Below are 25,158 nucleotides of genomic sequence, written 5' to 3' on the forward strand. Positions count from 1 at the left end.
TGAATCAGTGAACGATGTTCTGGGTGCAGATGTGCCCGAAGGTCACGTAAGGCACGTTCTCGCCACCCACGCCCACGCCAGGGAACTCGTCCAGCTCGATACGCCAGCCGCCAAAGTTGAAAGTGGTGTCCCAAGTGTAGGTGACGCCCGTACTGCTGTCCGGATACTGCACACGGTTCTCGCCGAAGCAGTCGCCGATACCGGAACTGGCCTGGGATGTGCCCGCACTGTTGGTGGTGGCCTTGAAGTCGGTCCAGTGGAACTCGGCACCGTCAAAGCGTTTGTCGATACGCAGAACCGGCGTGACGCCCAGCAGCGGTGCGCCCGTGGAGTCGGACCAATTGGTGGTCCAGTTCACCGTACGTCCCGCCTGGGTCGCCATCCAGAAAATCGACGCCGGTACACGCACGATATTGTCACCCTTCACATCAGACGTGTTCAGGCGCGGCGTAGAGCCCAGGCTCAACTGGTATTGTTTGGTCGAATCCTGAACCACGGCCGGATTGGCCCGCACACGCACCTTCACCGTGGTGCCCGGCGTGACACTCGGGTAGGTCGAGGTCGAGCCGGCAGGGATGGTGACCCAATTGACGCCGTCAAAACGATCGAAAATCCATTGGTTGCGGCTGCCGTTCGCGTCACCGGCCAGGTACATGCTCACGCTTTGGCCACGCACCGCCTTGAAGTCGAAGTAATCGACATCGTTGGCGTTGTCGAGGTTGCCGGTCACCTTGTTCATCGAGTCCGGCAGCACAAAGGCGGTTTGCGGCGTGTCATTGGGCTCATAGGCATCGACGTTGGTATCCACCGCCACGCCAAAGCTGAATTGCGAGCTGCTGGCGACCTTGGCGACCATGTACCAGTAGTAATCACCGGCCGGCAGCACGCCGTTGAGGTACTCGTCGGCATTGCCTGCGGCATCCGAGGAACCCACCACGCTCAGGTTGCCCTGGCCGTCGTCCTGGAACAGGGTCAGCGACATGTCGGAGCCCGCGCTCTGGTTGACCAGTTGCACCTGGACCCGCGCGTTTTCTGGCAGGTTGAAGTGATAAGCGAACTCTTCACCTTGAGCCACACCCGAGATGGTGTAGAGCGTGTTGATATCCAGGGTGGGGAACAGCGGGACGAAGGCCGCAACGGCAGCGCTCTTCAGCTCGGCCTGGCCGGGCTTTTTCAACTCACCGACCACGGTGTTGAAAGGCGCGGATTTAAGGGACTGCGTGACAGCCTTGGACTGACCGGTCTTGGCTGCTTTCAGCTTTTGCTTGAGGCTGTCCGGGACCTTCGCCGCGTCCAGCTTGCCGCCGGATTTCAGGGCTTTGTCCACGGCCTGTCTGACCGCTTCGGCATTGAGTTTCTGAGGGTATTGCTCGGCCAGGGCAAAGGCCGAAACGAAGCAGGAGGCCGCCACGGCCGCGCCCAGCATAAAGGCTTTTTTCGATTTCATTTTTTATCCATCCATAGTTAAAAACTGAAGGTCAGGTGACATCCGGTCACCTGGGATGGAATGTAGAATATGACTGGATGGATGTACAGTATTTTTTATGAAAAAATCATTCCTATGGAATCGGGATGTCGTACCACCAGCGCCAGAAGACCCACACAGCTGTTGCAATCAACCAAACGAACCCAAGGTAATAGGGCCAAACCACCCAGCGTTTAAGCGATAAAGGAACAGATGCCAGTTCGGCTTCACTCACCACCCCTGCCTTGAGATGGCGCTTTGAATCTGAAAGTAACTCCGCAATCAGCATCATGCGATATTGCCTGTCGATCCACCTGTTTCGGCTCCAAAATCGCTTATTGCCGCAGACCATTTCGTTTTCGCGGAAGTAACTCTCCACCTCGTCGAGCTTTGTATATTCGGCGAAAAAACCGAGCCCCAAAACGACAAACGCTCCGGCAAAATGCACTATGGTGAAGACAAGAAAAAACGACACGGTTAAGCTCCCTCCGGCACAAAGATCATATCTCCGTTGGCCTCTTGGATCTCTCCACCCAATAAGACACCTTCATGACCAAGAACATTACCTACGGCCTGCCCACCCGCAGCGCCGCCAATAATTGCGCACGCAAGCTCACCGCGTCCCTTCATCGCAATACCCAAAAACATGCGACAGCCTCGAATCGCGAGTTTGGCACCATACTTTCCCCCTACTGCGGCCCCCGTCACTGACCCCACCAACCTCCCCGTCTCCACATACTTCGCCCTTCGACACCGCGCCTCCCTCCCCGTCACACACGCCTCCTTGATCTCCAACCCTGCCACACCCGCATCCAACGCCAACCCCACATACGTCCCGCTCCCCAACCACTTCGACATCTGCGCCATCGCTCGCATCCGTGTCGCATACCCCGCAATCTCACCCTTATGCAGATAACTCCTCGTCGAAATCCCCAACACCTTCTTCAACGACGCATTGCCCTGCAAGCCCGTACCAAACCGCGCAGCCCCCTGCAGTTGCACCTCCAAACCCCGGAACAACGCTTGGCGCCGCTGGATAAACGCCGCCCTGTCCAACCCGCCGTCTTTCAACCGCTGATGCAGCCGTTCTATTTCCTCCAGCGTTTGCGCCACTTCATCCAAGTGCCGCGCCCAGGCCGAGGTCGCACTGCCGACGCCAATCGAGCCATTGGCCATGAAACTCTGCAGCAAGTCATAGTTGCCGAGCATTGCCGTACCGGCCGCCGCATTCAGTTCCAGGTGACGACGGACTTCTTCGGCATGACGCATCAACCACGCTTCCTCGACCGAACAATTCCGGCTGTGGCTGTCGGGAACAATCACCAGTTGCCCCGGTGCCACCAAGGCGGGCCGCAGGTGCCGATTCAGCACATCAAAATGATCCGAGCGCGGGCGGCTCAGGCTGCCGCCCATCAATCGGGATTTGAGGCTTTGGTAATCCGTTGCGCGGTCGTTGATAAAGCTCTGCGCCATGCCCTACATCCAGGATGCAATTGAGATGGCGTCGGAATATAAGCAAGCGACTGCGCCCCGGACACAAGCCAAGGGTGGCTGCTTTACATTTGGGAAGCTGCCTACGCAGCGGTGAAATAGAGCCTACAGAAATCGCCTTAATACCCGGTCATTTCCAGGTAACCCACCCCACCGTCAAACCGTACCGGCCCTTCCCAGTAAGGAATGCTCAGGTTCATCCAGGCGTTGGGGTTGACGGCTTGGGTGATGATATCCAACTGTTTGCCAGGGATTTTCAGCGACCAGCGCGTGGGAATCTTGCGCCCATCAATCGTGGTGGTTTCCAACGGTACCAGTTGGATATCAGCGTTGTGCAGCGTCTGCGTCTGGCCTTGCGCGTCGATCCAGATGCCCGTGAGATACCCAGAGCCGTCGGCTTGCCGTACCCGAAACAACATCAACTGCTCGCCCCGGTCCAGGTGCAGGGAAAACCAGTCCCAGCCGGTCTGGCCGGCGCTCAGCGGTTGGCTGCTCCACTCGCGGTCGAGCCAGGCCGGGCCGGTGACTTTATAGACCTCGCCATCGATAGTGACGCGACCACTGGCACTGAAAAACGGCTGGCTGTAGTAGTACGACGCCTGGCCCTGGTCGGACTTGCGGCTGTAGCCGTTGTCGCCCTGCAACACCAGTGGGCGACTGGACGTCAGGTGCAGGTCATAGGCGAATTGCGCACCACTGGCCTTGAGTTGCATGTCGGCCAAGCTGCTCGCGGCGCCGGGACGGGTGACAAAATTCCAATCGTCGATCCAGGCGTTGAACGGCTGCGCCTGGGCCCCGGCCTGGCCCACGCCGCCGCGCGCAAAGCGTTCGGCGGCGTAGTGGTGAGTGGCGGACGTCACGGCGGCGTGGCCAAGCCAGATCGTCGAATCACGCCAGCCCGCCTCGGTCGGCCCGGCCTTGAGCGCATTGCGGAACAACGTCCACTGCACGCCGAAGACATTGCCCTGCGCGTCCTTGAGGTTGGCGGTGACGTACCACCACTCGATACGAAAGCCCTGATGGGGCCCATGGTCCTCAGGAAAACTGAACACTTTGCCGGGCACCACTTGGGCAAAGTCCGCCGCGTCACTGCCCAGGCCGGCGAAGCTTTCCTGCGGCTCAGGGACTTTGTCACATGCGGCCAGTAAGCAGCACATCCACAACAGGCACTTAATCTTCATTGGCAAACGTCCTCAACAGATCCGCCGGACGGCTGCGATACAACTGCCACAACGGCCATGCCGAGGCCAGCAACGTCGCAACCATCGCCAACCCGAGCAATTGCGCGAGTTGCCACGGGAACACCTGCAACGGCAGGCGCCAACCGAAAGCCTGCACATTGATCACCGCATCCAGGCACCAAGCCAACAGCAAGCCGAGCGGCAAGGCCAGGACCAGGGTAAGCACCGCCAACAGCCAGGTCTGGCCGAGATTGAGCAGCATCAATTGCCGGCGCGTGACGCCCAATGCCCACAGCGGTGCGAGCTGGCCCAGGCGACTCTGGCTCTGGGTCAACAGGCTGATGAACAGCGCCACGCCGGCCACGCCCAGCGTCAGGCTGTTCAGGGCAGCAGTGGCGGCGAAGGTACGTTCGAACACCTGGCTCGACCAGCCCTTGAGTTGCTGTTGATCGACGATACGGCTGTCGTCCAGGGCAAAGGCGCGCTGCACCTCACGGGTCAGCAACGCCACATCCGAAGGTGACACACGCAGGTTGAAACGCGCCGGAGACAGCGTCGGCCAATGGGTCAGCAGGTGCTTGGAATTGACTAGCACATGGCCTTTGGGGTTGCCGTAATCGGCGTAGATCCCCACTATTTTTGGCGTCCAGGTGCCTTGAGGCGTGGGGATACTCAAGGTATCGCCCAAGTTCACCGCCAGCCTGCGCGCCAGTTGCTCGCTGAGCATCAACGTGTCGCCTTGCTGCAGTTGATCCCACGGCTCACTCGACGCCTCCAACAGCGGCCAATGCTGGCGATAAGTCGGGTCGTCGACCACGCCAAACAGATCCGCCGGCCAGCCCTGCAATTGCACCGCAACCTGCCAGGTGGGCAGCACCGTCTGCACCAGCGGTTGTTGCGCCAACCAACGGCTCAGTTGCTGCGCCTGGGCCGGGTTTTGTGGGTTGAGGTACAACTCGGCGGTGAGACGCTGCTCCAACCAGTTGTTGAAGGTATGACGAAACCCCGAGGTCATGGAGCCCGCCCCGATATTCGCGGCCAAGGCCAACAGCAGCGCCATCAGGGCCAGGCTCAATGCCGGCAATTGCTGACGGCAATCAGCAAGAAACCACTGGCCCAGCACCGAGCGGCTGCGTCCCAGAACAGCCTTGAGCAGGCCATTGAGCACCACCGGCAACCCCAGGGCCGCGCCGAGCAGTAACGCAGCCATCAGCACGAAGCCGGCAGCCAGGCTGTGACCGAACCACAGCGCCAGCACAGCGATTACCAACGCGGTACCGGCCACCCACCCTTGACGCCGCAACCAACGCCCATGGGCCTCATGCCAGGCCTGCGCATTGGCCAGCGCCAACAAGGGCAAGCGCGCCGCCCGCCACAGGCTGCTGGCACCGGCCAGCAACGCGCCGAGCAAACTCAGGCCCAACCCCGCGCCCCACCACCAAGGGCTCAGGCTCAATTTACCCGGCACCTCGGCACCATACAAACCACGCAGGCTGGCAGCGACATCGGGCAGCAACAGACTCGCCAGCAGGTAGCCGCTGGCCACGCCCAACACGCCACCCAGCAACGAAAGCACGCCGAGTTCGACGCCCAGGCTGACAATCAACAGACGCACACTGACGCCGCAGGCGCGCAAGGTGCGCAACAGCCCGCGCCGTTGCTCCAGGGCAAGACCAATGGCGGCGTGCACGATAAACAACCCGACCACAAAGGACAGAAAGCCCAATGCATCGAGATTCAGGTGAAAGCTTTCGGTGAGACGCGCAAGGTTATTGTCCTCGCCCTGCTTGAGTTGCAGCCCGGCGGGCGGCGTGGGCTGGCCAGCGGCGAAAGCCTTGTCCACTAACAGCCGCGACAGGCGATCAGGCATCTCCAGCACAGGCTGGGCAAAGCCGATATCGGTGAGCAACAATCCGGGGGCCATATCGGCCTGGGCTTGCAGCGGCGGCAGGGCGTGTCCGTTCTGGGTGATGGGCTGTTGACCTGCATGCAGCCCCAAGTCCTGCAAGGTCTGCGGCGCAATCCAGGTACGCCCCGGCGGATCGAAAAACGCCAGCATCTGCGCCTGGCTCATGCGCTGCCCCGCCACTGCGCCACTGCCCGGCAACGACAACGGGTCGATGCCCATCAATTGCAGGCGCACATGCTCCAGCCCCTTGAGTTGCACCCTCCCTTGAACCACCGGCGACACCGGCCAGCCGGCTCGGCGCAACTGTGCAAATACGTCCTGTGGGAAGCTGGCGCCGTCCGGCGCGCCAAGACTGGCCTGGGGCTCGCCGCCGATCAAATGACTGGCGCGGGCATAGCTGTCCCCCGCCTGGCTGTTGAGAGCCTGCACACCGATCAGCAACGCGGTGGCCAGCCACAAACCGGTGAGCACGCTGAAAAACTGCACGGGATGGCGCCGCCAATGGCTGAGCAGCGCACGCAAGGTCCAATAAAAAATTGCCATTTCAGACAGCGCTCGCCGGCACGACACGACCACGCTGCAGTACCACCTGCCGGTCCAGGCGTGCGGCGATACGCGGGCTATGGGTGACCATCAACAAGCTGGTGGGGCTGTCACGCAGCAGGTCCAGCAGCAGTTGTAATACCTCGTCGCTGGTCGCTTCGTCCAGGTTGCCGGTGGGTTCGTCGGCCAATAGCAGGCCCGGCCGTGACGCCAATGCGCGCCCCACCGCGACCCGCTGCTGCTGGCCGCCGGAAAGCTGTTCCGGATAACGCTTGAGCAAATCACCCAGGCCCAGGCGCTCCACCAACTGTGCCTGCCAGTGCGGGTCAAACCGTCCTGCCAACCGCGCCTGGAACGCAAGGTTGTCCTCGACCCGCAGACTGCTGATCAGGTTGAACTGCTGGAACACCAGCCCAATCTCCGTGCGCCGCCAGTGGGCCAGCTGCGCTTCGCTGAGTTGATCGAGACGCCGCTCGCCGACCTGGATGCTGCCCCCCTCCACCCGATCCAACCCGGCCACCAGGTGCAGCAAGGTGCTCTTGCCACTGCCCGACTCACCCATCAACGCCAGGCTGCTGCGCTCGGCCAGGTGCAGATCCACACCGGCCAACACCGCCAACGGTCCCTGGGGGGTGGCATAGCTTTTGAACACACCTTGCACCTGCAGCATGACGACACTCGTTTGAGGGGGGGCAATCGAGAATAACGGCTGCCGATCCCGGTCATGCAAATTTTTCACATCGATTTCACCGACTGCCCACCCACCCCTCTTTAAATTACCGGTCAAGCGTCACTTGTCGGCAACTCGTTAGTTGTCAAGCTTCACAACTTTTTACATGCAAAATGTTCAGCGAAAAGACAGCCGCCGTGTGACAGCCTCTTGTTCCATTACCGGCATTCGCCCACACGTTGCGCCTAATTAATACAACATTGCCAACACTACCATGGTGAATAAAGTGGTTGACCTTACCCTGACCAAACCGCGCTCGCGATGGGCCTTTATCAGGCGCCTGCGAAGACTGTGGCTGGGCTTGTTAGTGGTGTGTTTGCTGCTGGTCGCCAGCCTGCTTTGGCACGCATCGCCAAAGGACCTCGGTATCGGTAACCGCCTATTGACCTCCCACGTGCTGCCCCTCTGGCGTGACGGCGACCTGATCGTGCTGGTGCGTCATGAAGAGCGTTGCGACCGCTCGACCAACCCTTGCCTGGGCCCCGTGGAAGGCCTCACGATTCATGGCAGCCAACAGGCCGAAGAGCTCGGAAACGCCTTTAAATCATTGGGCATGGGCACAAGCGACGTACTTGCCAGCCCCACGATTCGCACTGCGCAGACCCTGCGTTTCATGTTCGGCAAAAACGAGTTGACCTCCGGCCAGCAGGCCGTCTGCGGCACGGCCATGGGCGAAGAATTGCTCAGTCATAAGGCCCCTGGACGCAATCTGGTGTTCGTCACCCACAGTGGCTGCATCGCCGACTTCGAAAAAGCCCAGGGTTTCCCCCATGCTGCGTTCCCCGAATACGGCAGCGCGTTGTTTGTGCAGACATTACCCAACGGTAAGTTCAAGATCCTGGGCATCGTCAATGGCCCGGACTGGCCCGCCGCATTGAAACAACTCTAGAAATATTCCTGTCCGTTTGTTCAGCAAAAAGACAGCCCTGTTCTGGCATGTTTAGTTGCGCCCTTTAACTAAGGACGTCATGAATATTTTCCGTCATTCAGTGAACATTGTGATTTGCTCTTCTATTACTTCATTACTTGAAATCCCTACAACTAAACGTCAGGGAGCGACGTTTGCATGACTCATTTAAAACCCCTGCCAGTCTTATTACTGGCCTTTGTCGCGTTTTACCTGTTGCCCCTGGGCCTGCACGGCTTATGGATCCCGGACGAAACCCGCTACGCCCAGATCAGCCAGGAAATGCTCCAGAGCGGCAACTGGGTAGCGCCGCATTTCATGGGCATCCGCTATTTCGAAAAACCCGCTGGCGGCTATTGGTTGATCGCCTTGGGCCAGGCGGTGTTCGGTCAGAACCTGTTCGGTGTGCGCATCGCCTCGGCCCTTACTTCCGCTTTAAGCGTGCTGCTGGCCTACTTGATCGCCCGCCGCCTGTGGAATGACCCGCGCAAAAGCTTCGCCTGCGCCCTGCTCTACCTGAGCTTCGGCCTGGTGGCCGGGCAAGCGGGCTATTCCAACCTGGATCCGCAATTCACCCTGTGGGTCAACCTGAGCCTGGTAGCCCTGTGGTTTGCCCTCGACAGCCACACAGTGCGCGGTCGTCTGTGGGCCTGGGCCGTCGTGGGCCTGGCCTGCGCCCTGGGTTTCCTGACCAAGGGGTTCCTGGCCTTGGCGCTGCCGGTGTTGATCGCCGTGCCTTACATGCTCTGGCAACGCCGCCTGGGCGAACTGCTGCGCTATGGCCCGCTGGCCATGCTGGTGTGTTTGCTGGTATGCCTGCCTTGGGCGTTGGCGATCCATCTGCAGGAACCGGACTTCTGGCGGTTCTTTTTCTGGAATGAACACATCCGCCGCTTCAGCGCCGACAATGCACAGCACGTGCGGCCGTGGTGGTTCTTCCTGCCGATCATCGCGGTGGCTTGCCTGCCCTGGGCTGGGTTGCTGCCGAGCACCCTGCGCAAGACCTGGCAGGAAAAGCGCCAGCCGGCGATCGCCTTCCTGGCCCTGTGGCTGTTGTTGCCGCTGGGTTTCTTCAGCCTGAGCAATGGCAAGCTGCCGACCTACATCATGCCGTGCCTGCTGCCCCTGGCCTTGTTGATGGGGCATACGCTGGTCGGCCTGATCAACCAGCATAAAGCCCGCACGATCTGCCTGAATGGCCTGCTCAACTTCGTGATCGGCATGGCGGCCATGATCGTGCTGATCTACCTGCAAATCGCCCGACCGCTGTACAGCAACAGCCATGCAGAAATGTTCAGCCTGTCCCTGGCGTTTATCGTGTTGCTGGGGTGGATCCTCACCAACCTGCTACAAGCTTTCCGCCCGCTGACGCTGTGGGCGATGCCGGCCCTGGGCATCGGCTTGCTAGTGATCCTGCTGCCGGCAAGCATGCCGGAGTGGATCGCGGACAACGAAATGCCCGACCAGTTTGTGCTCGAACACTTGGAAGAACTGCAACAGACCCAAGCCCTGCTGAGCAATGAACTGGGGAATGCCAGTGCCTTGGCCTGGCGCCTGAAACGCCCGGAAGTCGCGTTATATGACACCGAGGGCGAGCTGCGTTATGGCTTGCAGTACGCAGGGTCAGTGCATCGCAAAGTGGGGTTGGAAGACGTGCAGACCTGGCTCAAGGAAAAGCGCCAACACGGCTCGGTCGGCGTGCTGATGCGCGTCAACAGCACCAGTGAAATGCGCGAAGCCGGGCAACTGCCGCCGGGTGGCAAACGCTACTACAAGGGCTCCCTCGAACTGATCATCTACCCGCAATCGCTTTGATGTCAGCTTTCTGGAAGACCGAACGCGGCGCCCTGCTGCTGTTGCTGGGCGTCACCGCCCTGCTTCTCCTGGCCGGTTTGGGCGCGCGCGACCTGTGGGGCCCGGAGACCCGATGGGCGAACATCGCCTTGCAGATGCTGCAGAGCGGTGACTATTTCGATCCCTATCTCAAGGGCGCGCCCTATTACGACAAACCCCTGCCCTCCTACTGGCTGATCACTGCCAGTGCCCACATGCTGGGTGGCCTCGGTCCCTGGTCACTGCGCTTGCCGTCCGTGATCGGCGCCTGGCTGAGCGTGTGGCTGGTCTACCTGATCGGCGAACAGCTACTACGCAAGGGCACCGGGCTGATTGCCGGCTGGATGCTCGCCACCACCTTCTACTTCCTGTTCTGGGCGCGCGTAGCCACGGCGGACGTGCTGACGGTGTGTGGCGTGCTGGCGGCGGTCTGGTGGTACTGGCGCGGGCCGGAGGACACGCGGTTCGGTCGCTATACCGTGTTCTTCCTGCTGCTGGCCGTGACATCGCTGTTCAAAGGGCTGATCGGTTTTGTGTTGCCCGGCCTGGTGCTGCTACCGCACCTGCTGGCTGAGCATCGCTACAAGCGCCACCTCAACCTGCGCCTGGTGTGTGCCTTGCTGATCGCTGCGGCGGTGTATGCCGTGCCCTTCGTGCTGTCCCATGTCTACGGCGCGCCCACCTATGGCGAAAGCGGCCTGGCGCTGGTGTTCCGCGAAAACGTGGTGCGGTTCTTCGATCCCTTCGACCACATGGGCCCGATCTACACCTACCTGATCTACCTGCCCGCCTACACCTTGCCCTGGGTGCCCTGCTGGCTGCTCGGTTTGTGGCTGGCGCTGCGGCACTGGCGCCAGACCCCGCCTAACGTGCGCTGGCTGGTATGGGGCCTCGGTCTATTGTTCGTGTTCTTTACCGCCAGCGGCAGCCGCCGCAGCTACTACGTACTGCCACTGGTGCCCTTCGCCCAATTGCTCGGCGCCTGGTGGGTCAGCGAACGCCTGCTGGCCAGGCCTGACAGCACGCCACGTTGGTTCAAGGGGTTCGCCATTGCCGCAACGCTGATGCTGTTGATACTCGGCGTGGTCTACCCCTGGAGCAACGGCAATGGCGGCGTGACGCGCTTTGCCGAGGACGTGCGAACCGAAGCGACGCAAAGCGCGCCGTGGGAGCAATGGCAACTCGTGCTGGTGGAGGCGGACAACAAAGTGCCGATGTACCTGCAAAACGGCGGCAAGCCGTTCTACTACGTGGCCGAAACCCAGGACTTCCCGCGCCAGGGCGATAGCGCGGCATTCCTGGCCTGGCTGGAAAAAACCAGCGGCAAGGCCTTCGATCCGCAACGCACGATCATTGTCGCGCAGTACTCCAAGGACGATCCCGCGCCACTGGCTTACCTAGGCAAGGATTATCGGGTCATTAGCACCCAGCCGGATAATGGCGAGCGCATTTTCCACGGGCGGGAGAATGGGAGCGTGGCGTTCATTCCCACGGTCCACTGAGCATCAGCGGTATTTGTTTTTCCCTGGGGTCGGGACGTCGATGGGCGCAACGCTGCTGGTCAACCCCGCCACCTGCTCCTGCACCGCCCGCCCCTCCGCGCGATTGCGGATAAACCCAGCACGGGTAAACCGCTCCAGGAACGGCACCGGCAGGGTCTTGTCCGGTATCACTGCCGGCTGCTCGGCCACATCACCGAACAGGGTATACGCGGCACTTGGCAAGTGCCGGGTGTTGAGGTCACTGGTCAGCCGTCCTTCCTGCAACACAATCGCGCGGTTGGTGACCCGTTGCAGGTCGGACAGACGCTGGGAAATGTAGAGGATCGCCACGCCCCGTGCGCGCTGGCTATCGATCAGGCCAAGCAGGCGTTCGGCGTCGGTTTCCGACAGGGCGGCGGTGGGTTCGTCGAGGATCAGGAATCGGGGTTTCTGGGCAAAGGCGCGGGCCAGCACCAGCAGTTGGCGGTCCGCCTGGCCGAGGCGTTCGACCGGGTGTTGCAGCGGCAGGTCCAGGCCCAGCCCGGCAGAGATGGCTTCGGCACGTTGCAGCAGGTTTTTGCGGTTGAGCAAGAAGTCGGCATCGGGTTGACCCAGTTCATCGAGCAGCAGGTTCTCGGCCACACTCAGGCCGGGGGCGATCCCATCGTCGGGACGTTGGTGCACCGCCACGATGCCGACCCGGCGCGCCGACAACGGTGAGGTGAAACGTTGGCGCTGGCCATCGACCCACAGTTCACCGGCGTCCGGCGCCAGGGTGCCGCTGAGGATCTTTACCAGGGTCGATTTGCCCGCCCCCGTGGCGCCGAGCAACGCCACGCCTTCGCCCGGATAAATATCCAGGCTGACCTGATCCAGCGCCCGTTGGGCACCAAAGGTTTTGCACAGGCCAAGCAGGCGAATCAGGAATTCGGGGGCAACGGGGTTGCTCATGGCTCATCTCTAAGGCGGAACGATGACTCATTACAACGCTCTACGGCGCTGATTTATTCCGAACAACAATGAGTTATGTCCCGAATTAAATGCATTACCTCATGAACAATCCAATAGCTGAATCGCATAGCCAAAATCTTTTGAGTTATAAGGCGCTTGTCAGCAGTTGGATGAATGCTTTCAGCAGGGCAACCCTGAATCCCATGGGGGCTGCGGTTGAGTTGTGAGCGGTAGGATTGGCGGCATTTGGTCATGGTTTGTAAAGGGCCAGCAAGGCGTGTCGCTTTTAATTGCAGGACGTTTCCTAGGCAATCCTCGCCGCCTTGTGCCTGCTGGGGTCGGTGGCTAGTCTTCGCTCCGTCACTGCCAATTCAGTGATCGGGTTTAGTCGCCCGGAATGACACAAGGCGCATAGTCACCGTAGTTTTATGGTGGCTGTGCGCAGGGCACCTTCGGGTGCGCCGGATTTCCTTGTGGCCGGTCGACTAACCTGCGTACAGCCACCACCCATCGTTTAGTCGCGACAGGTGTTAGCTCCTATTTACACAAGGAACTACACCATGAACAAAGCCCTACCCGACCCACCCTGTGACCCCGCCAAAGACCGCGCCGCCTTCAACCGCGCCATTGACCATTACCTGCCTTCACAGGGTTTCCACGCCATCAACGAAGACCTCAGCTTCGAAGACGCCCTGCTCTACACCGCCAGTTTGCTCGACAGCGCTTCAGCGACTGCATTGGATTGCGGCGCGCTGCTGCCCAGCCCCGAGCGGGCCAAGATCCTGGCGGTGTGGCATTTACTCGAAATTGCCAAAACGACGGTGGATCGCTCCATCGCATGCTTGAAACCGTCGCCTACCCCTGCCTGAACGCGATCAGAAAATGTAGGAGCTGGCTTGCCGGCGATGGTCGTTAACGATGACGTGGGGTATCTGGATGAACGCGGCGTCCTCACGTTTTTCGCCGCCAAGCCGGCTCCTACAGAAAACGAAAAGCGTATCCACGATGCGAAGCGAGTCGCTCTTGATCTTGCTCTGAGGCGCCCCGTCAAACACGCTGGCCGAACGCAGGCTTGAATCCGTGGGTAACCCGGCAGGACGCCGGGTTAGCCGCGCTGGGCCAAGGATGGCCCATCGCGGCGGCCCACGGATTCAAGCCGGAGTGAGGGCACACCGAGCCTAGGCGAGGTGCCGAGTGTTGGGGCAAGAGCGTTTTGCTTACTTTGCCGCTTTTGCAAAGTGAGCCGCCGTAAGGGCGGAACCAATACCCGCCATCACCCAAATAACGGATATGTACTCCGCCTGATCCAAAATCCAGGTCGGCTGTCAGGCCGCCTTCGCAGGCAAGCCTGCTCCCACAGGGTCCGCATTACCAATCTTAGATTCTGCGCCGCCGGTTGAGCTGAGGAATGGCCGTCTGAGGAACCTCCACCCGCTCCACCTGCGTCGCCGTCTGCGCCGCCAATTGCGCCAACGTCGGATGACTGAACAACGTCCGCGCATCCACCTCCAACCCCGCCTTGCGCATCCGCGCCACCAGGTTCACCGCCAGCAACGAATGCCCACCCAACTCAAAGAAATGGTCATGCCGCCCTACCCGCGCAAGCTTCAACACCTCAGCCCAAATCCCAGCCATCAGCATCTCCACTTCCCCCACCGGCGCTTCATAAGCCCGACTCACCACCGACTCCAACCCCGGTTCCGGCAACGCCTTACGGTCAAGTTTTCCCGCGGGATTGAGCGGCAATTCATCCAACTGCACAAACGCCGCCGGCACCATGTACTCCGGCAACTGCTCCAGCACATACGCGCGCAGGGCTTCCAGGCTCGGCGCCTCCACACGCACAGAGAAATAGGCGACTAATCGCTCATCCCGAATCAACACCGCCACTTCCCGCAACGCCGGATGCGCCATCAACCGTGATTCAATTTCCCCCAGCTCCAAGCGCACGCCGCGCAGTTTGACCTGGAAGTCATTACGCCCAAGGAACTCAAGGTTGCCGTCCGGCAGGTAACGCACCAGGTCGCCAGTCCGGTACAGCCGGTCGCCGTCAACAAACGGGCTGTCGATAAAACGTTCGGCGGTCATCTGCTCCAGCCCCAGGTAACCACGGGCCACGCCGACCCCGCCGATATGCAATTGGCCACTGACACCCATGGGCGTCGGCCTGTCATGTTCGTCCAGCACATACAGACGCGTGTTGTTGATCGCCCGGCCAATCGGCAGTTGCAGCGCAGGCACCGGCGCGTCGGGCTCCAGGGTCCAGGCGCTGCTGTCTACCGTGGCCTCGGTAGGTCCGTAGACGTTATGCAGGCGCACCTTGGGCAAGCGCGCCTGCACGCCACGGGCCAGGGCTTCGGTGAGTTCGCCGCCGCCACACAGCACGTCAGTAAGGCTGGTGCACAGGGCCGACTCTTCCAGTTCAAGAAACTGCTGGAGCATGGCCGGCACGAACTTGATCACGCTGATCTGCTGCTCGCGAATCACCTGCGCCAGGTACGCAGGCTCACGGTGACCATCAGGCCGGGCGAGCACCAACCGCATGCCGTTGGTGAGCGGCCAGAACAGCTCCCACACTGAGCCGTCGAAGCTGAAGGGCGCCCGTTGCAACAGGGCGCCGCCCTCGGCGTTGGGGCACAACTGCGAGCCCCAGTGCATCAGGTTACCGAGGCCCCGATGCTCGATCATCACGCCTTTGGGCGTGCCGGTGGAGCCCGAGGTGTACATCACGTAGGCCAGGTTGGCGACGCTCAAGCCCGGCACCAACGGATTGCCGATAGGTGCCTGGCTCCAGGCGCAGTGGTCGAAGTCGATCACCGGGATCGACACATCACCCGGCAAGTCGCGGGTCGCCGCGTGCACCAGCAACGCAACCGGTTGGCTGTCGTGGAGCATGTAGGCCAGGCGCTCGCGCGGGTAGCCAGGGTCCAGCGGCACATAGGCGCCGCCGGCCTTTAGGATCGCCAGCAAGCCCACCACCAGGTCCAGCCCGCGCTCGACGCACAGCGCCACGCGGGAATCCGGTTGCACCCCGCGTTCGCGCAGGTGGAAGGCCAGTTGATTGGCGCGCTCGTTAAGCTCGCGGTAGGTCAGTTGTCGCTCGCCGGCCTGCACCGCCACGGCGTGGGGAATGTGCCGCGCGTGGGCTTCGAACAGCGCCTGCACGGTGAGGGTTTCGGGGTATGCGGTTTCAGTGGCGTTGAAGTCCACCAGCAAGGTGTTCAACTCGCGGGCGGGCAGAACCTGAATTTCACACAGTGGCGTTTGCGGTGCCTGCTCCAGCGTGTCCGCCAGGTTGACCAGCACGGTTTCGAGGTAATCCAACAAGCGCTCGGCGCCGACCTGGCGCGGGGCCTTGGCCTTGATCCGAAAGCCGCTGCCGATGTCGTCCACGGTCAGCATCAGCGGGTAACTGAGGATGTCTTCACTGCTGAGCAAGGCGATGCCCGGCACCAGGATCAGGTCACGATCGGCGTCGGTGTGGCGGTAGTTGAGCAGGCTGTTGAAGAGTGGCGATGCACTGCTGCAACGCTGGGCCAACGCCAGCGAGGCCTGCTCATGGGCGAGCAAGGCGCTGAGCCGAGCGTGGGTATCGATCAGGGCATCGGCGACGTTTTTCCCGGCCAGGCGCACTCGCAGCGGCAAGGTGTTGATGAACATGCCCAAGGCCCGGTCAGCGCCCTCGCCCGCCTGAAAACGGCCGAGCAAAACCGTGCCGAACACCACGTCATCGCGGCCCGCTACGCGGCTGAGCACCTGGGCCCAAGCCAGATGGAACAGGCTGGCCGCGCTCACGCCCAACCCGCGCGCCTGGGCACGCAGGCGCTGATTGAGCCGGTCACTCAGTGCGCGTTCGGCTTCACCGGTGTGCGCCCGGTCCGCCTGGCGTTCCTGAAGCCCGAAGGCCAGTGTTGGCTCGTCGATATCACCCAGTTGCTCGCGAAAGAACGCCTCATGCCCTGCCTGACGTGCCGGCGAACGGGCTTGCGTCACCACATTGCGATACGGCACCGGCACCGGCAGTTGTGCCTGCTGGCCGAGCAAATGGGCGCGGAGTTCCTGCATCAGGATCGTGGTGGACGTGGCATCGTTGACCAGGTGATGGAAGCGCAGACGAGCGATCCAGCGTTGGTGCTGCGGTTCTTCGGCATAGTCCAGGGCCATGAGTGGCGCCTGGCGCAAATCCAGCGGTAAATAGCCCTCGCGCAACGGTTCAACACGTAACAGCGCCTCGCGCCACACCACTTGCATCGGCTGCTCCAGGGCATCCCATACCAGGCTGGTGCGCAGGATATCGTGGCGATTGATCACCTGTTGCAGGGCCTGGGCAAACGCGTCCAACTGCTCGCGCCGGGCAAAACTGAACAGCGCTTGTTGCTGGTACGGATCGCGCTCGTCGGTGATGTGGTGGTAGAGCAAGCCCTCCTGCAACGGCGCCAGCGGGTAGACGTCCTGCACGTTGGCAGCGCCGCCAGGAATGCTCGCGACGATGCGCGCCAGGCTCGCAGGATCCAGTTCGGCCAGGTGAGGTTCGTCCACCTCGCCGTATTCACTGGCCGCCGCCAAGGCCGCCAGGGTCGGCTGGCCGAACAGCACCTGCACATCGGCACGCAGCCCGACCTGGCGCATGCGCTGCACCAATTGCACGGCCAGCAACGAATGCCCGCCGAGTTCGAAAAAGTGGTCGTGACGCCCGATCTGTTGCACCTGCAACAGCTCGGCCCAGAGTTGCGCCAACAGGGATTCCACCCCGGCGTGCGGGGCTTCATACAGGCGCGTGACGAAGGCATCCTGGGTCGGCACCGGCAACGCCTTGCGGTCGAGTTTGCCGTTGGCGGTCAGGGGCAGCGCGTCCAGTTGCGTGTAGGCGGCGGGCAGCATGTAATCGGGCAGCGAGGCCTGCAGGTGGGTGCGCAGGGCTTCGATCTGCACCGCTTCGCGGGGGACGAACCAGGCGAGCAATTGCCCATCGCGTGACTGCACCACCGCCTCCTGCACGTGCGGATGAGTGGCCAGGGCGGATTCGATTTCGCCCAGTTCAATGCGCATGCCACGGATTTTCACTTGATCGTCGTTGCGCCCCAGGTATTCAAGGTTACCCTCCGGCAGCCAGCGCGCGAGGTCGCCGGTGCGGTACATGCGGCCTTCGATAAACGGGTCGTCGAGGAAGCGTTCGGCACTGAGCTCGGGACGGTTGAGGTAGCCCCGTGCGACACCTTTGCCACCGACGTACAACTCCCCCGGTACACCGATGGGCACCGGGCGTTGCTGTTCATCCAGCAAATACACTGTCGCATTGGCGATGGGCGCGCCGATGTGCAACGGCTGGCCCACTTCCATGGGACCGGAGGTGGCGACCACCGTGGCTTCGGTGGGGCCGTAGTTGTTGATCACCGCAAAGGACTGCGCCTGGGTAAAAGACCGCAAACGGTCGCCGCCGATCAGCAGGGTGCGCAGGGTCGGGTGGTGCAGGCCTTGGCTGAAAGCGTACTCGGCCACAGGCGTCGGCAGGAAACCTACTTGCAGCGGCTGCGCTCGCCACCAGCTGAGCAGCGCGTCGATATCTTCGGCGCCGTCATGAGCCGGCGGCAGGTGCACGGTGGCGCCCACGCACAGCGCAGGCCAGATTTCCCAGGCCATCGCGTCAAACCCGAAGCCGGCGACACTGGCGGTGTGGCTGCCGGCGTGGAGGTCAAAGGCCTGGCAATGCCAGTCCACCAGGTTCGAGACGGTGTGATGCTCGACCATCACTCCCTTGGGCAGGCCGGTGGAGCCTGAGGTGTAGATCACATAGGCGAGGTGGGCGGCGCTGACCGGCACGCGGGGGTTGGTGCCCAGGTGGAAGGTCGGGCGATCCAGCTGGATCACTGGCACCTCCAGCGCAGGCAAACGCGGCAGCAGATCGTGCTGGGTGAGCACCACCACCGGATCGCTGTCTTGCAGCAAATAGCTCAGGCGCTCGGCGGGATGGGCCGGGTCTACGGGTACGTAGCAGGCGCCGGATTTCAGGGTCGCCAGCAACCCCACCAGCGTCTCCAACCCGCGCCGCGCCAGGATCACCACGCGGTCGTCCGGCTGTACACCACGCTCCAGCAGTTGATGGGCCAGCGCATTGGCCTGCTGGTTGAGCTGGGCGTAGCTCAACTGCCGGCCTTGGTACACCGCCGCCACGGCGTCCGGCGTGCGTGCGGCCTGGGCTTCGACGCGGCCGTGCAGGGTTTGCAGGGGCGCGTGGGTCTGGGCGGTGGTGTTCCAGAGTTGCAGCTGGGCCTGTTCGGCGGGCGTCACCAGGGAGAAGTCACTGATCTTCAGCGCGACGTCCTCCAACCCTTGCTCCAGCAGCCAGGTAAAGCGCTGCGCCAGGGCGAGTACTTCATCGTGCTGGAAGTACGCTTCGTTGTAGACGCAATGCAGGCACGCGGTGTCCTGGTAACGGTTGCTGCGCAGGTGGATCGCCAGCGGCAACGGCTCATGATGGTTGGACACCTTGACCGCACGGGCCTCAGTGGTGCCGTAGCGCAGTTCATGATCGTCCTGTTCGAAGGACACCGACAGGTCGAACAACTGACCGCGATCAGTGCGGCGCAAGCCCAGCTCACGGTTCATCTCGCTCAGGGGAAAACGCTGGTGGCGGAAGTCCTGCTTCAGTTGGTCGCGAACCCCACGGACTAAAGCGCTGAACGGCAACTGCTCATCGAACTGCAAACGCACGGCGCTGACTTGGGTGAACAGCCCGACGGTGGAACGAAAACGCGCATTGGAGCGGTTAAGAATCGGCAGCCCCACCACCCATTCCGGGCGCTGGGCGGTGCGGGTGAAATACACATACATCGCCGCCAGCAGTACATGAAATGCCGAGGACTGGTAACGGTTCGCCACTTGTTCCATGCGGTTGAGCAGCGCCACCGGAAACGCTTGGGCCAGGGTATTGCTGGACGCCTTGGCATTATTGCGCGGCGTCAGCAATGGCTCCGGCAGCACCTGGTATTTGCCCAGCCAATACCCACGGTCGCGGGCATAGCGGGCCGAGGCGTGATAGCGCTCATCCGCGTCAATAAAGTCGATGTAGGACGGCGCAAGGAGCTCCGGTTGCCGAGCTTGTTGCAGGTCGGTGTACAGCCGGGCCAGGGATTGCAGCATCTGGCCGAAGCCCCAGCCGTCGAGGATCAGGTGGTGGGCCTGGGTGCCGAGGCGGTAGTGGTCGTCGTCGAGCTTGACCAGAAAGAAGCGAAACAGCGGCGCGCCCTGCAGGGTGAATGGCCAGGCCATTTGCGCCTGCATCAGCGCCTGGCTGGCGGCCTTTGGATCAGGCTCGCCGGAAACATCATGCAGGGCCATGTCGACAGGCAACGTGGTAGCGAAGGTCTGCCGAGGCAAACCGTTGGCGTCGGTGTGCAGTTGCGTGCGTAACGCATCGTGCTTGAGCACCAGCAACTCGATGGCGCGCTGCATCAGGTCTTGCGCGATGGGGCCGGCAAAATCCACATAGCCGCCGATGTTGTACAGCGGCGAATCGCCCACGCGCAGTTGGTCGAGCCAGATGTCCTGTTGGGCGGCGGTGAGGGGGAAGCTGGAGGAATGCTTCATAAGATCCTTCTCATGGGGTTCAGGCACTGGCCGCGCAGGGAGGCCCATTACGACGAATAGGCCGGATTGGAGCATGAGGGATCGAGGCTGTCTGACACCCTAAACCCGGACATCCAAATGGATAGATTGAGCTTGGCTGAAGGTTCACTGCTGAAACGATTAAAGCCGTGTAGGAAATTGGCTACACCTGACCGCTGTAAGTATTCATTGATAGTTTTTAAAAATAATTATTTTTAGTTATTTATCAAATAGTTAAATAAAAATAAAAGTCTCTTCTGATTTATTTTGGCCGGAATTGCCTCTCAGAAACGTCGAATTAATGACGTGGTTTTTATGGCAGGTTGTGTCCCTCGTTTCCGCTACATACGTAGGACGAATCCCCTGGCTAAATACAATCTCGACTACCGACTCTGGTGTGTGAGCAACGGATCGCCCCCGCAGTGGCCCAGAGAGACTGTTGAAGGTTTTCGATTTCAAGGATGAGATGGCTATGAGTTTGACCAGCAGTATTGCCAACCCGCAAAGCCCGAATTTCTATGCCGAAATGGGCGAGTTAATTGCCAGTAGTGGCCAAACGGATTTCGCCGCACACATGCTGCACCTGGTGGACAAGTGGGTGCCGATCCACCTGGTGGACCTCAGCGAATGGACCCTCGACGAGCTGCGCGACCGCGTGCTCGATATCAAGCTGCTTGGCAGCGCCGGCCAGACCCAGGACCTCCCGCCACTGGTGTTGAACTCCATGGACGACCACCCGTTGCTGCGGGAAATGCTTGGCATGCAGGACCCGCTGTTGGTCCAGTTGAAGGCCAAGGCCAAGAGCGTGTTCCCGCGAGGCACCTCACACCAGTGCAACCTGGTGTCGCGCCAGGGCAACCGGCGCTGCGTGATTTCGTTTTATCGCCCACCTAACCATCGCGGGTTTTCCCTGGCCGAGTTGTCGTTTCTCAAGTGCCTGTCGGACACCCTGCTGCCACTGATCGAATGCCACGCCCAGAGCCTGCGCCAGGCGCCCCATCCCGAGGCCGAACCGGCCCACACTTTGCTGGAGCAATCCCAATTGCAGCGTGAGTTCTACAAGCGCTTGTCCCTCGGTGAAATCACTCTGTCGGCACGCGAACAAGAGGTGTGCCTGGGCCTGCTGACCGGTGGCACCGTGCCGCAGATGGCGGAAAAACTCAGCGTGAAGAACAGCTCCATCGAAACCTACCTCAAGCGCGCCGCCGCCAAGTTGGGCGTGAGTGGCCGACATGGCCTGGCCAAATGGATGGTTGGCGCCTGATGAATAAATTGAGCGCATTGGCGATGGCAGGGCTGCTTGGCGGCTGCTCGTTGATACCGGATTATCACCGGCCTGAGGCGCCCGTGCCGGCGCAGTATCCCCAGGAAGGGGTGTACGCGCTGGCGCAATCCGGCACGTCGGACTGGCGGCAGTTGTTTCATGACCCGGCGTTGCAACGGTTGATTGGCGAGGCCTTGGTCAACAACCGCGACCTGCGGGTGGCGGCGCTGAACGTCGAGGCGTTCCAGGCGCAGTACCGCATCCAGCGTGCGGACCTGTTTCCGGCCGTTTCTGCCACCGGGGCCGGGCAACGTCGGCGTTTGCCGGGGGATGTGACCGGCACGGGCAAATCAGCCATTACGTCGAGCTATTCCGCGACCCTGGGCATCAGCGCCTATGAACTGGATCTGTTCGGCCGCATCCGCAGTCTCAGCGAACAGGCGATGCTCACCTACCTCGGTACCGAAGAGGCCCGGCGCAGCGCGCAGTTGAGCCTGGTGGCCAACGTCGCCAATGCCTACCTGACCTGGCGCGCCGACCAGGAACTACTGGCCCTGGCCCGACAAACGCTGGTGGCCAACGAGCACAGCCTGCGCCTCACCAGCCGCAGTAAAACCGCCGGCAAGGCGTCGGCACTGGATGTGGTGCAAGCCAGTACCAGCGTCGAAAGCACCCGCGCCAGCGTGGCCCGTTATGAGCGCCAGGTCGCCCAGGACCTCAACAGCCTGGCTCTATTGGTGGGTGGCCCGGTGGACGAACAACTGCCGTCGCGCCCACTGGCAGATGACTTAGTCGCAAGGGTGCCGGCCGGCCTGCCTTCGGACCTGCTGCAACGCCGTCCGGATATCCTCCAGGCCGAGTACCAACTGCGCGCCGCCAATGCCAATATCGGCGCCGCACGCGCTGCGTTTTTCCCTTCCGTGAGCCTCACCGCCAATGCGGGCAGCACCAGTACAGAGCTGTCGGGGCTGTTCAAGGGCGGCTCCGGCAGTTGGACGTTCCAGCCGCAGATCAACCTGCCGATCTTCAACGCCGGCAGCCTGCGCGCCAGCCTCGACTACGCCAAGCTGCAAAAGGACATCACGGTGGCGCAGTACGAAAAATCCATCCAGACCGCCTTCCAGGAAGTCGCCGATGGCCTCGCGGCCCGGCAGACCTATACCGACCAGCTGGAGGCACAACGGGATTTCGTCGCGGCCAACCAGCAGTATTACAACCTGGCCGAACACCGCTACCGCAGCGGCGTGGACAGCAACCTCACCTTCCTGGATGCGCAACGTACGCTGTTCAGCTCGCAGCAGGCGCTGATCGTCGACCGCCTGGCGCAGTTGGTGGCCGAGGTGAAGTTGTACACGGCGCTGGGCGGTGCGTGGCAGGTCAGCGCAAGCCCGACTGCCGCAGCCGATACTCCCCCGGCGTCACCTGCGCATACCGAAGGAAAAACCGGCTGAAATACGCCGGGTCCTTGAAGCCGAGCTGGTAGCAGATTTCATTGGCGGAACTGCCGGTGAACAGCAGCAGGCGCTTGGCTTCCTGCATCACGCGCTCAAGAATCAGGCGCTTGGACGGCAGGTCGGCCAGGCGCCGGCATACCTCATTCAGGCGTGCCTCGGTCACGCCAATCCCCTCGGCATAGCGCGCCAGCGGCCAGTGTTCCAAGTAGTGCGCCTCGATCAACTCGTTGAAGCGATGGAAGATGCGCAGGTCTTCGTGGCGGGTCGGGCGCGCGGGTAACGAGTGGGCGCACAGCCGCAGCAGGCGAATCATGATCAGCCGCGTCAGGCTATCCAGTGCCGCCGCGCGCCCTGCCCGCTCGGCGTTGATCTCATCGTTCAACTCTTCGAACAATCGATCCAGGCCTTGATCACCCGCCGTCAGCGCCACGCAGGCGGCGCCGGACGCCAGGCTGGGGTCGGCGTCGATCAATCCCCACACCAACTGCTGACGCACGGTCAGCACATGCCCATCGGCATCCGCCTCGGTGACAAAGGCGTGGGGCACCGTGGGCGGCGTGAGGAAGAACATCGGCCCGGACTCCAGGTACTGACGGTCATCCAAGTACACCCGCACCGCGCCGCTTTTCACGTAATGCACCTGGAAAAACCGGTCATGCCGATGCACGGGCATGTTGCGCCCGAAAAAGCCCGCCAGGTTGCCGAGCTTGTCGTAGTGCACCTCGGCATCGCTGTAACGCTGGTCGTAGACCTGCCCGATATTGATATTGGGAATCGGCTGCACGCTGCCCCCTTGTTGTTATTTGAATGCCAGGGATTTTGCCACGCTTGACGGTAGTTAACATATTAATTATAACGTTAACAACTTAACGAACTGCCTATGCAGCAGTCGCCACCGTCAGGAGAAACGCATGAGCCGTACCCTGCATGATGTTGCCAGCGGCACCCTGTTCGGCGTTGCGCTGAACTACCAGGGTCTGCTGGACCAGCATCTCGCCGCCTTCCAGCAAGCGCCCTACCAGAAGCCGCCGACCAAGCCGGTGCTGTTTATCAAGACCCCGAATACGCGCAATCAGCACGATGCGGTGGTGCTTCACCCACAGGGCGAACGCCTGCAACCCGGCCCGGCATTGGGCGTGGTGATCGGCCAGCGCGCCAGCCGCGTCAGCCTGGACAATGCCATGGCCCACGTGGCCGGTTATGCGGTGGTCAACGAGTTCAGCCTGCCGGAAGACAGCTACTACCGCCCCGCCGTCAAAGCCAAATGCCGCGATGGGTTCTGCGCGCTGGGGCCGGCGTTCGTGCCACGGGACCAGGTGGGCAACCCCAACCAACTGAGCCTCAAGCTGTGGGTCAACGGCGAACTGCGCCAGGAAAACTCCACCGCGAACTGGGTGCGGGACATCCCGCAATTGATCGCAGAGATCAGCGAGTTCATGACCCTGTACCCCGGCGACGTGCTGATCACCGGCACGCCCGAAGGCCGTGTGGATGTGGTGCCGGGCGACACCGTTGAAGTCGAGATCAGTGGCGTGGGCCGCCTGACCAGCCATATCCAGGCGGAGACCCCAGCATGAAACACGCCCGCATCCGCTATGAAGATAAAATCCACGCCGTAACGGTCGAAGCCGACAATACCGTACGCCTGAACGACGGTCGCCTGCTCGCCGAAGATCAGGTCGAGTGGCTGCCCCCGGCCACCGGCAACATGTTCGCCCTCGGCTTGAACTACGCTGACCATGCCGCTGAACTGGCCTTCACGCCGCCGACCGAACCGCTGGCGTTCATCAAGTCCGTCGGCACCTACACCGGCCACCGCCAGGTCACCTGGCGCCCGGATAACGTCGCCTACATGCACTATGAGTGCGAGCTGGTGGCGGTCATCGGCAAGGCCGCGCGCAACGTCAAACGTGCCGACGCCCTGGACTACCTGGCCGGCTACACGGTGTGCAACGACTACGCGATCCGCGACTACCTGGAAAACTACTACCGCCCCAACCTGCGCGTGAAAAACCGCGACGCCACCACCCCGGTCGGCCCGTGGATCGTCGACGTGGCTGAAGTGCCCGACCCAGGCAACCTGACCCTGCGTACCTGGATCAACGGTGAACTGCGCCAGGAGGGCAGCACCCGCGACATGATTTTCGACATCCCCTATCTCATCGAATACCTGTCCAGCTTCATGACCTTGCAACCGGGCGACATGATCGCCACCGGCACGCCCGAGGGCCTGGCCGATGTGGTGCCTGGCGATGAAGTGGTGGTGGAAGTCGAAGGCGTGGGCCGCCTGGTCAACCGAATTGTCAGCGAGGCGGAGTTCTTCTCTGCCCGGAAAGAGGCGTAA

17 protein-coding genes are annotated in these 25,158 nt (G+C 61.7%); 8 read left to right on the forward strand and 9 right to left on the reverse strand.

Annotation, left to right across the window (positions count from 1 at the left end; genetic code table 11):
- Nucleotides 1–4: 4 nt before the first annotated feature.
- The 6 genes from EJ576_RS24770 to EJ576_RS24795 all read right to left on the reverse strand — a co-directional run bounded on the left by EJ576_RS24770 (nt 5) and on the right by EJ576_RS24795 (nt 7,259).
- The gene (locus EJ576_RS24770) at nt 5–1,447 is read right to left on the reverse strand and encodes a PPC domain-containing protein (protein ID WP_126571360.1); all 1,443 of its coding nucleotides are present in this window, start codon (nt 1,445–1,447) and stop codon (nt 5–7) included.
- Between the two features lie 112 nt (nt 1,448–1,559).
- On the reverse strand, nt 1,560–1,940 hold the full coding sequence (locus EJ576_RS24775) for a hypothetical protein (protein WP_122729318.1): 381 nt from the start codon (nt 1,938–1,940) through the stop codon (nt 1,560–1,562).
- A gap of 2 nt (nt 1,941–1,942) precedes the next feature.
- Nucleotides 1,943–2,938 carry a hypothetical protein gene (locus EJ576_RS24780; protein WP_126571361.1) on the reverse strand — a complete coding sequence of 332 codons (996 nt, stop codon included), beginning with the start codon at nt 2,936–2,938 and terminating at the stop codon, nt 1,943–1,945.
- A 137-nt stretch (nt 2,939–3,075) separates the two neighbouring features.
- Nucleotides 3,076–4,137, reverse strand: a complete 1,062-nt coding sequence (locus EJ576_RS24785) for a lipocalin-like domain-containing protein (RefSeq protein WP_126571362.1) — start codon at nt 4,135–4,137, stop codon at nt 3,076–3,078.
- Nucleotides 4,127–6,589 (reverse strand): FtsX-like permease family protein, encoded by a 2,463-nt coding sequence (locus EJ576_RS24790; RefSeq protein WP_126571363.1) that lies wholly within the window; start codon nt 6,587–6,589, stop codon nt 4,127–4,129. Before EJ576_RS24790 ends, EJ576_RS24785 begins: the two co-directional genes overlap by 11 nt.
- A gap of 1 nt (nt 6,590) precedes the next feature.
- A complete protein-coding gene (locus tag EJ576_RS24795) occupies nt 6,591–7,259 on the reverse strand; it encodes an ABC transporter ATP-binding protein (RefSeq protein WP_123476074.1) in 669 nt (222 codons plus the stop codon).
- A 274-nt stretch (nt 7,260–7,533) separates the two neighbouring features.
- Here EJ576_RS24795 and EJ576_RS24800 point away from each other — a divergent pair, with 274 nt between their 5' ends.
- The 3 genes from EJ576_RS24800 (at nt 7,534) to EJ576_RS24810 (ending at nt 11,561) form a co-directional block, all read left to right on the forward strand.
- Nucleotides 7,534–8,208 carry a histidine phosphatase family protein gene (locus EJ576_RS24800; protein ID WP_122729328.1) on the forward strand — a complete coding sequence of 225 codons (675 nt, stop codon included), beginning with the start codon at nt 7,534–7,536 and terminating at the stop codon, nt 8,206–8,208.
- Nucleotides 8,209–8,385: 177 nt separating this feature from the next.
- Nucleotides 8,386–10,041 (forward strand): lipid IV(A) 4-amino-4-deoxy-L-arabinosyltransferase, encoded by a 1,656-nt coding sequence (gene arnT / locus EJ576_RS24805; RefSeq protein WP_126571364.1) that lies wholly within the window; start codon nt 8,386–8,388, stop codon nt 10,039–10,041.
- A complete protein-coding gene (locus EJ576_RS24810; RefSeq protein ID WP_126571365.1) occupies nt 10,041–11,561 on the forward strand; it encodes a glycosyltransferase family 39 protein in 1,521 nt (506 codons plus the stop codon). The genes arnT and EJ576_RS24810 overlap by 1 nt, the downstream gene beginning before the upstream one ends.
- Nucleotides 11,562–11,564: 3 nt before the next feature.
- On the opposite strand, the gene EJ576_RS24815 is transcribed toward EJ576_RS24810, so the two are convergent.
- Nucleotides 11,565–12,491 (reverse strand): ATP-binding cassette domain-containing protein, encoded by a 927-nt coding sequence (locus tag EJ576_RS24815; protein ID WP_122729333.1) that lies wholly within the window; start codon nt 12,489–12,491, stop codon nt 11,565–11,567.
- A gap of 560 nt (nt 12,492–13,051) precedes the next feature.
- Here EJ576_RS24815 and EJ576_RS24820 point away from each other — a divergent pair.
- Nucleotides 13,052–13,360: a DUF6124 family protein gene (locus EJ576_RS24820; RefSeq protein WP_028617021.1), complete on the forward strand. Its 309-nt coding sequence runs from the start codon at nt 13,052–13,054 to the stop codon at nt 13,358–13,360.
- 508 nt (nt 13,361–13,868) lie between these two features.
- Here the strand turns inward: EJ576_RS24820 and EJ576_RS24825 are convergent.
- The gene (locus EJ576_RS24825) at nt 13,869–20,078 is read right to left on the reverse strand and encodes a non-ribosomal peptide synthetase (protein ID WP_126571366.1); all 6,210 of its coding nucleotides are present in this window, start codon (nt 20,076–20,078) and stop codon (nt 13,869–13,871) included.
- 490 nt (nt 20,079–20,568) lie between these two features.
- Here EJ576_RS24825 and EJ576_RS24830 point away from each other — a divergent pair, with 490 nt between their 5' ends.
- Both EJ576_RS24830 and adeC read left to right on the forward strand, forming a co-directional pair.
- Complete coding sequence (locus EJ576_RS24830) at nt 20,569–21,360, forward strand: helix-turn-helix transcriptional regulator (RefSeq protein ID WP_123476084.1); 792 nt, start codon at nt 20,569–20,571, stop codon at nt 21,358–21,360.
- The gene (gene adeC / locus EJ576_RS24835; protein WP_122727766.1) at nt 21,360–22,811 is read left to right on the forward strand and encodes an AdeC/AdeK/OprM family multidrug efflux complex outer membrane factor; all 1,452 of its coding nucleotides are present in this window, start codon (nt 21,360–21,362) and stop codon (nt 22,809–22,811) included. Before EJ576_RS24830 ends, adeC begins: the two co-directional genes overlap by 1 nt.
- Here adeC and hpaA read toward each other — a convergent pair.
- Nucleotides 22,738–23,598, reverse strand: a complete 861-nt coding sequence (gene hpaA / locus EJ576_RS24840; protein ID WP_123476086.1) for a 4-hydroxyphenylacetate catabolism regulatory protein HpaA — start codon at nt 23,596–23,598, stop codon at nt 22,738–22,740. The genes adeC and hpaA overlap by 74 nt on opposite strands.
- Nucleotides 23,599–23,725: 127 nt before the next feature.
- Between hpaA and EJ576_RS24845 the strand changes: the two genes are divergently transcribed.
- Nucleotides 23,726–24,391, forward strand: a complete 666-nt coding sequence (locus EJ576_RS24845; RefSeq protein WP_122727758.1) for a fumarylacetoacetate hydrolase family protein — start codon at nt 23,726–23,728, stop codon at nt 24,389–24,391.
- Nucleotides 24,388–25,158, forward strand: coding sequence for a fumarylacetoacetate hydrolase family protein (locus tag EJ576_RS24850; protein ID WP_126571367.1), 771 nt, complete (start codon nt 24,388–24,390; stop codon nt 25,156–25,158). The genes EJ576_RS24845 and EJ576_RS24850 overlap by 4 nt, the downstream gene beginning before the upstream one ends.

The sequence above is a fragment of the Pseudomonas sp. C 49-2 genome (assembly GCF_003970195.1).
GTDB classification, from domain to species: domain Bacteria; phylum Pseudomonadota; class Gammaproteobacteria; order Pseudomonadales; family Pseudomonadaceae; genus Aquipseudomonas; species Aquipseudomonas canadensis.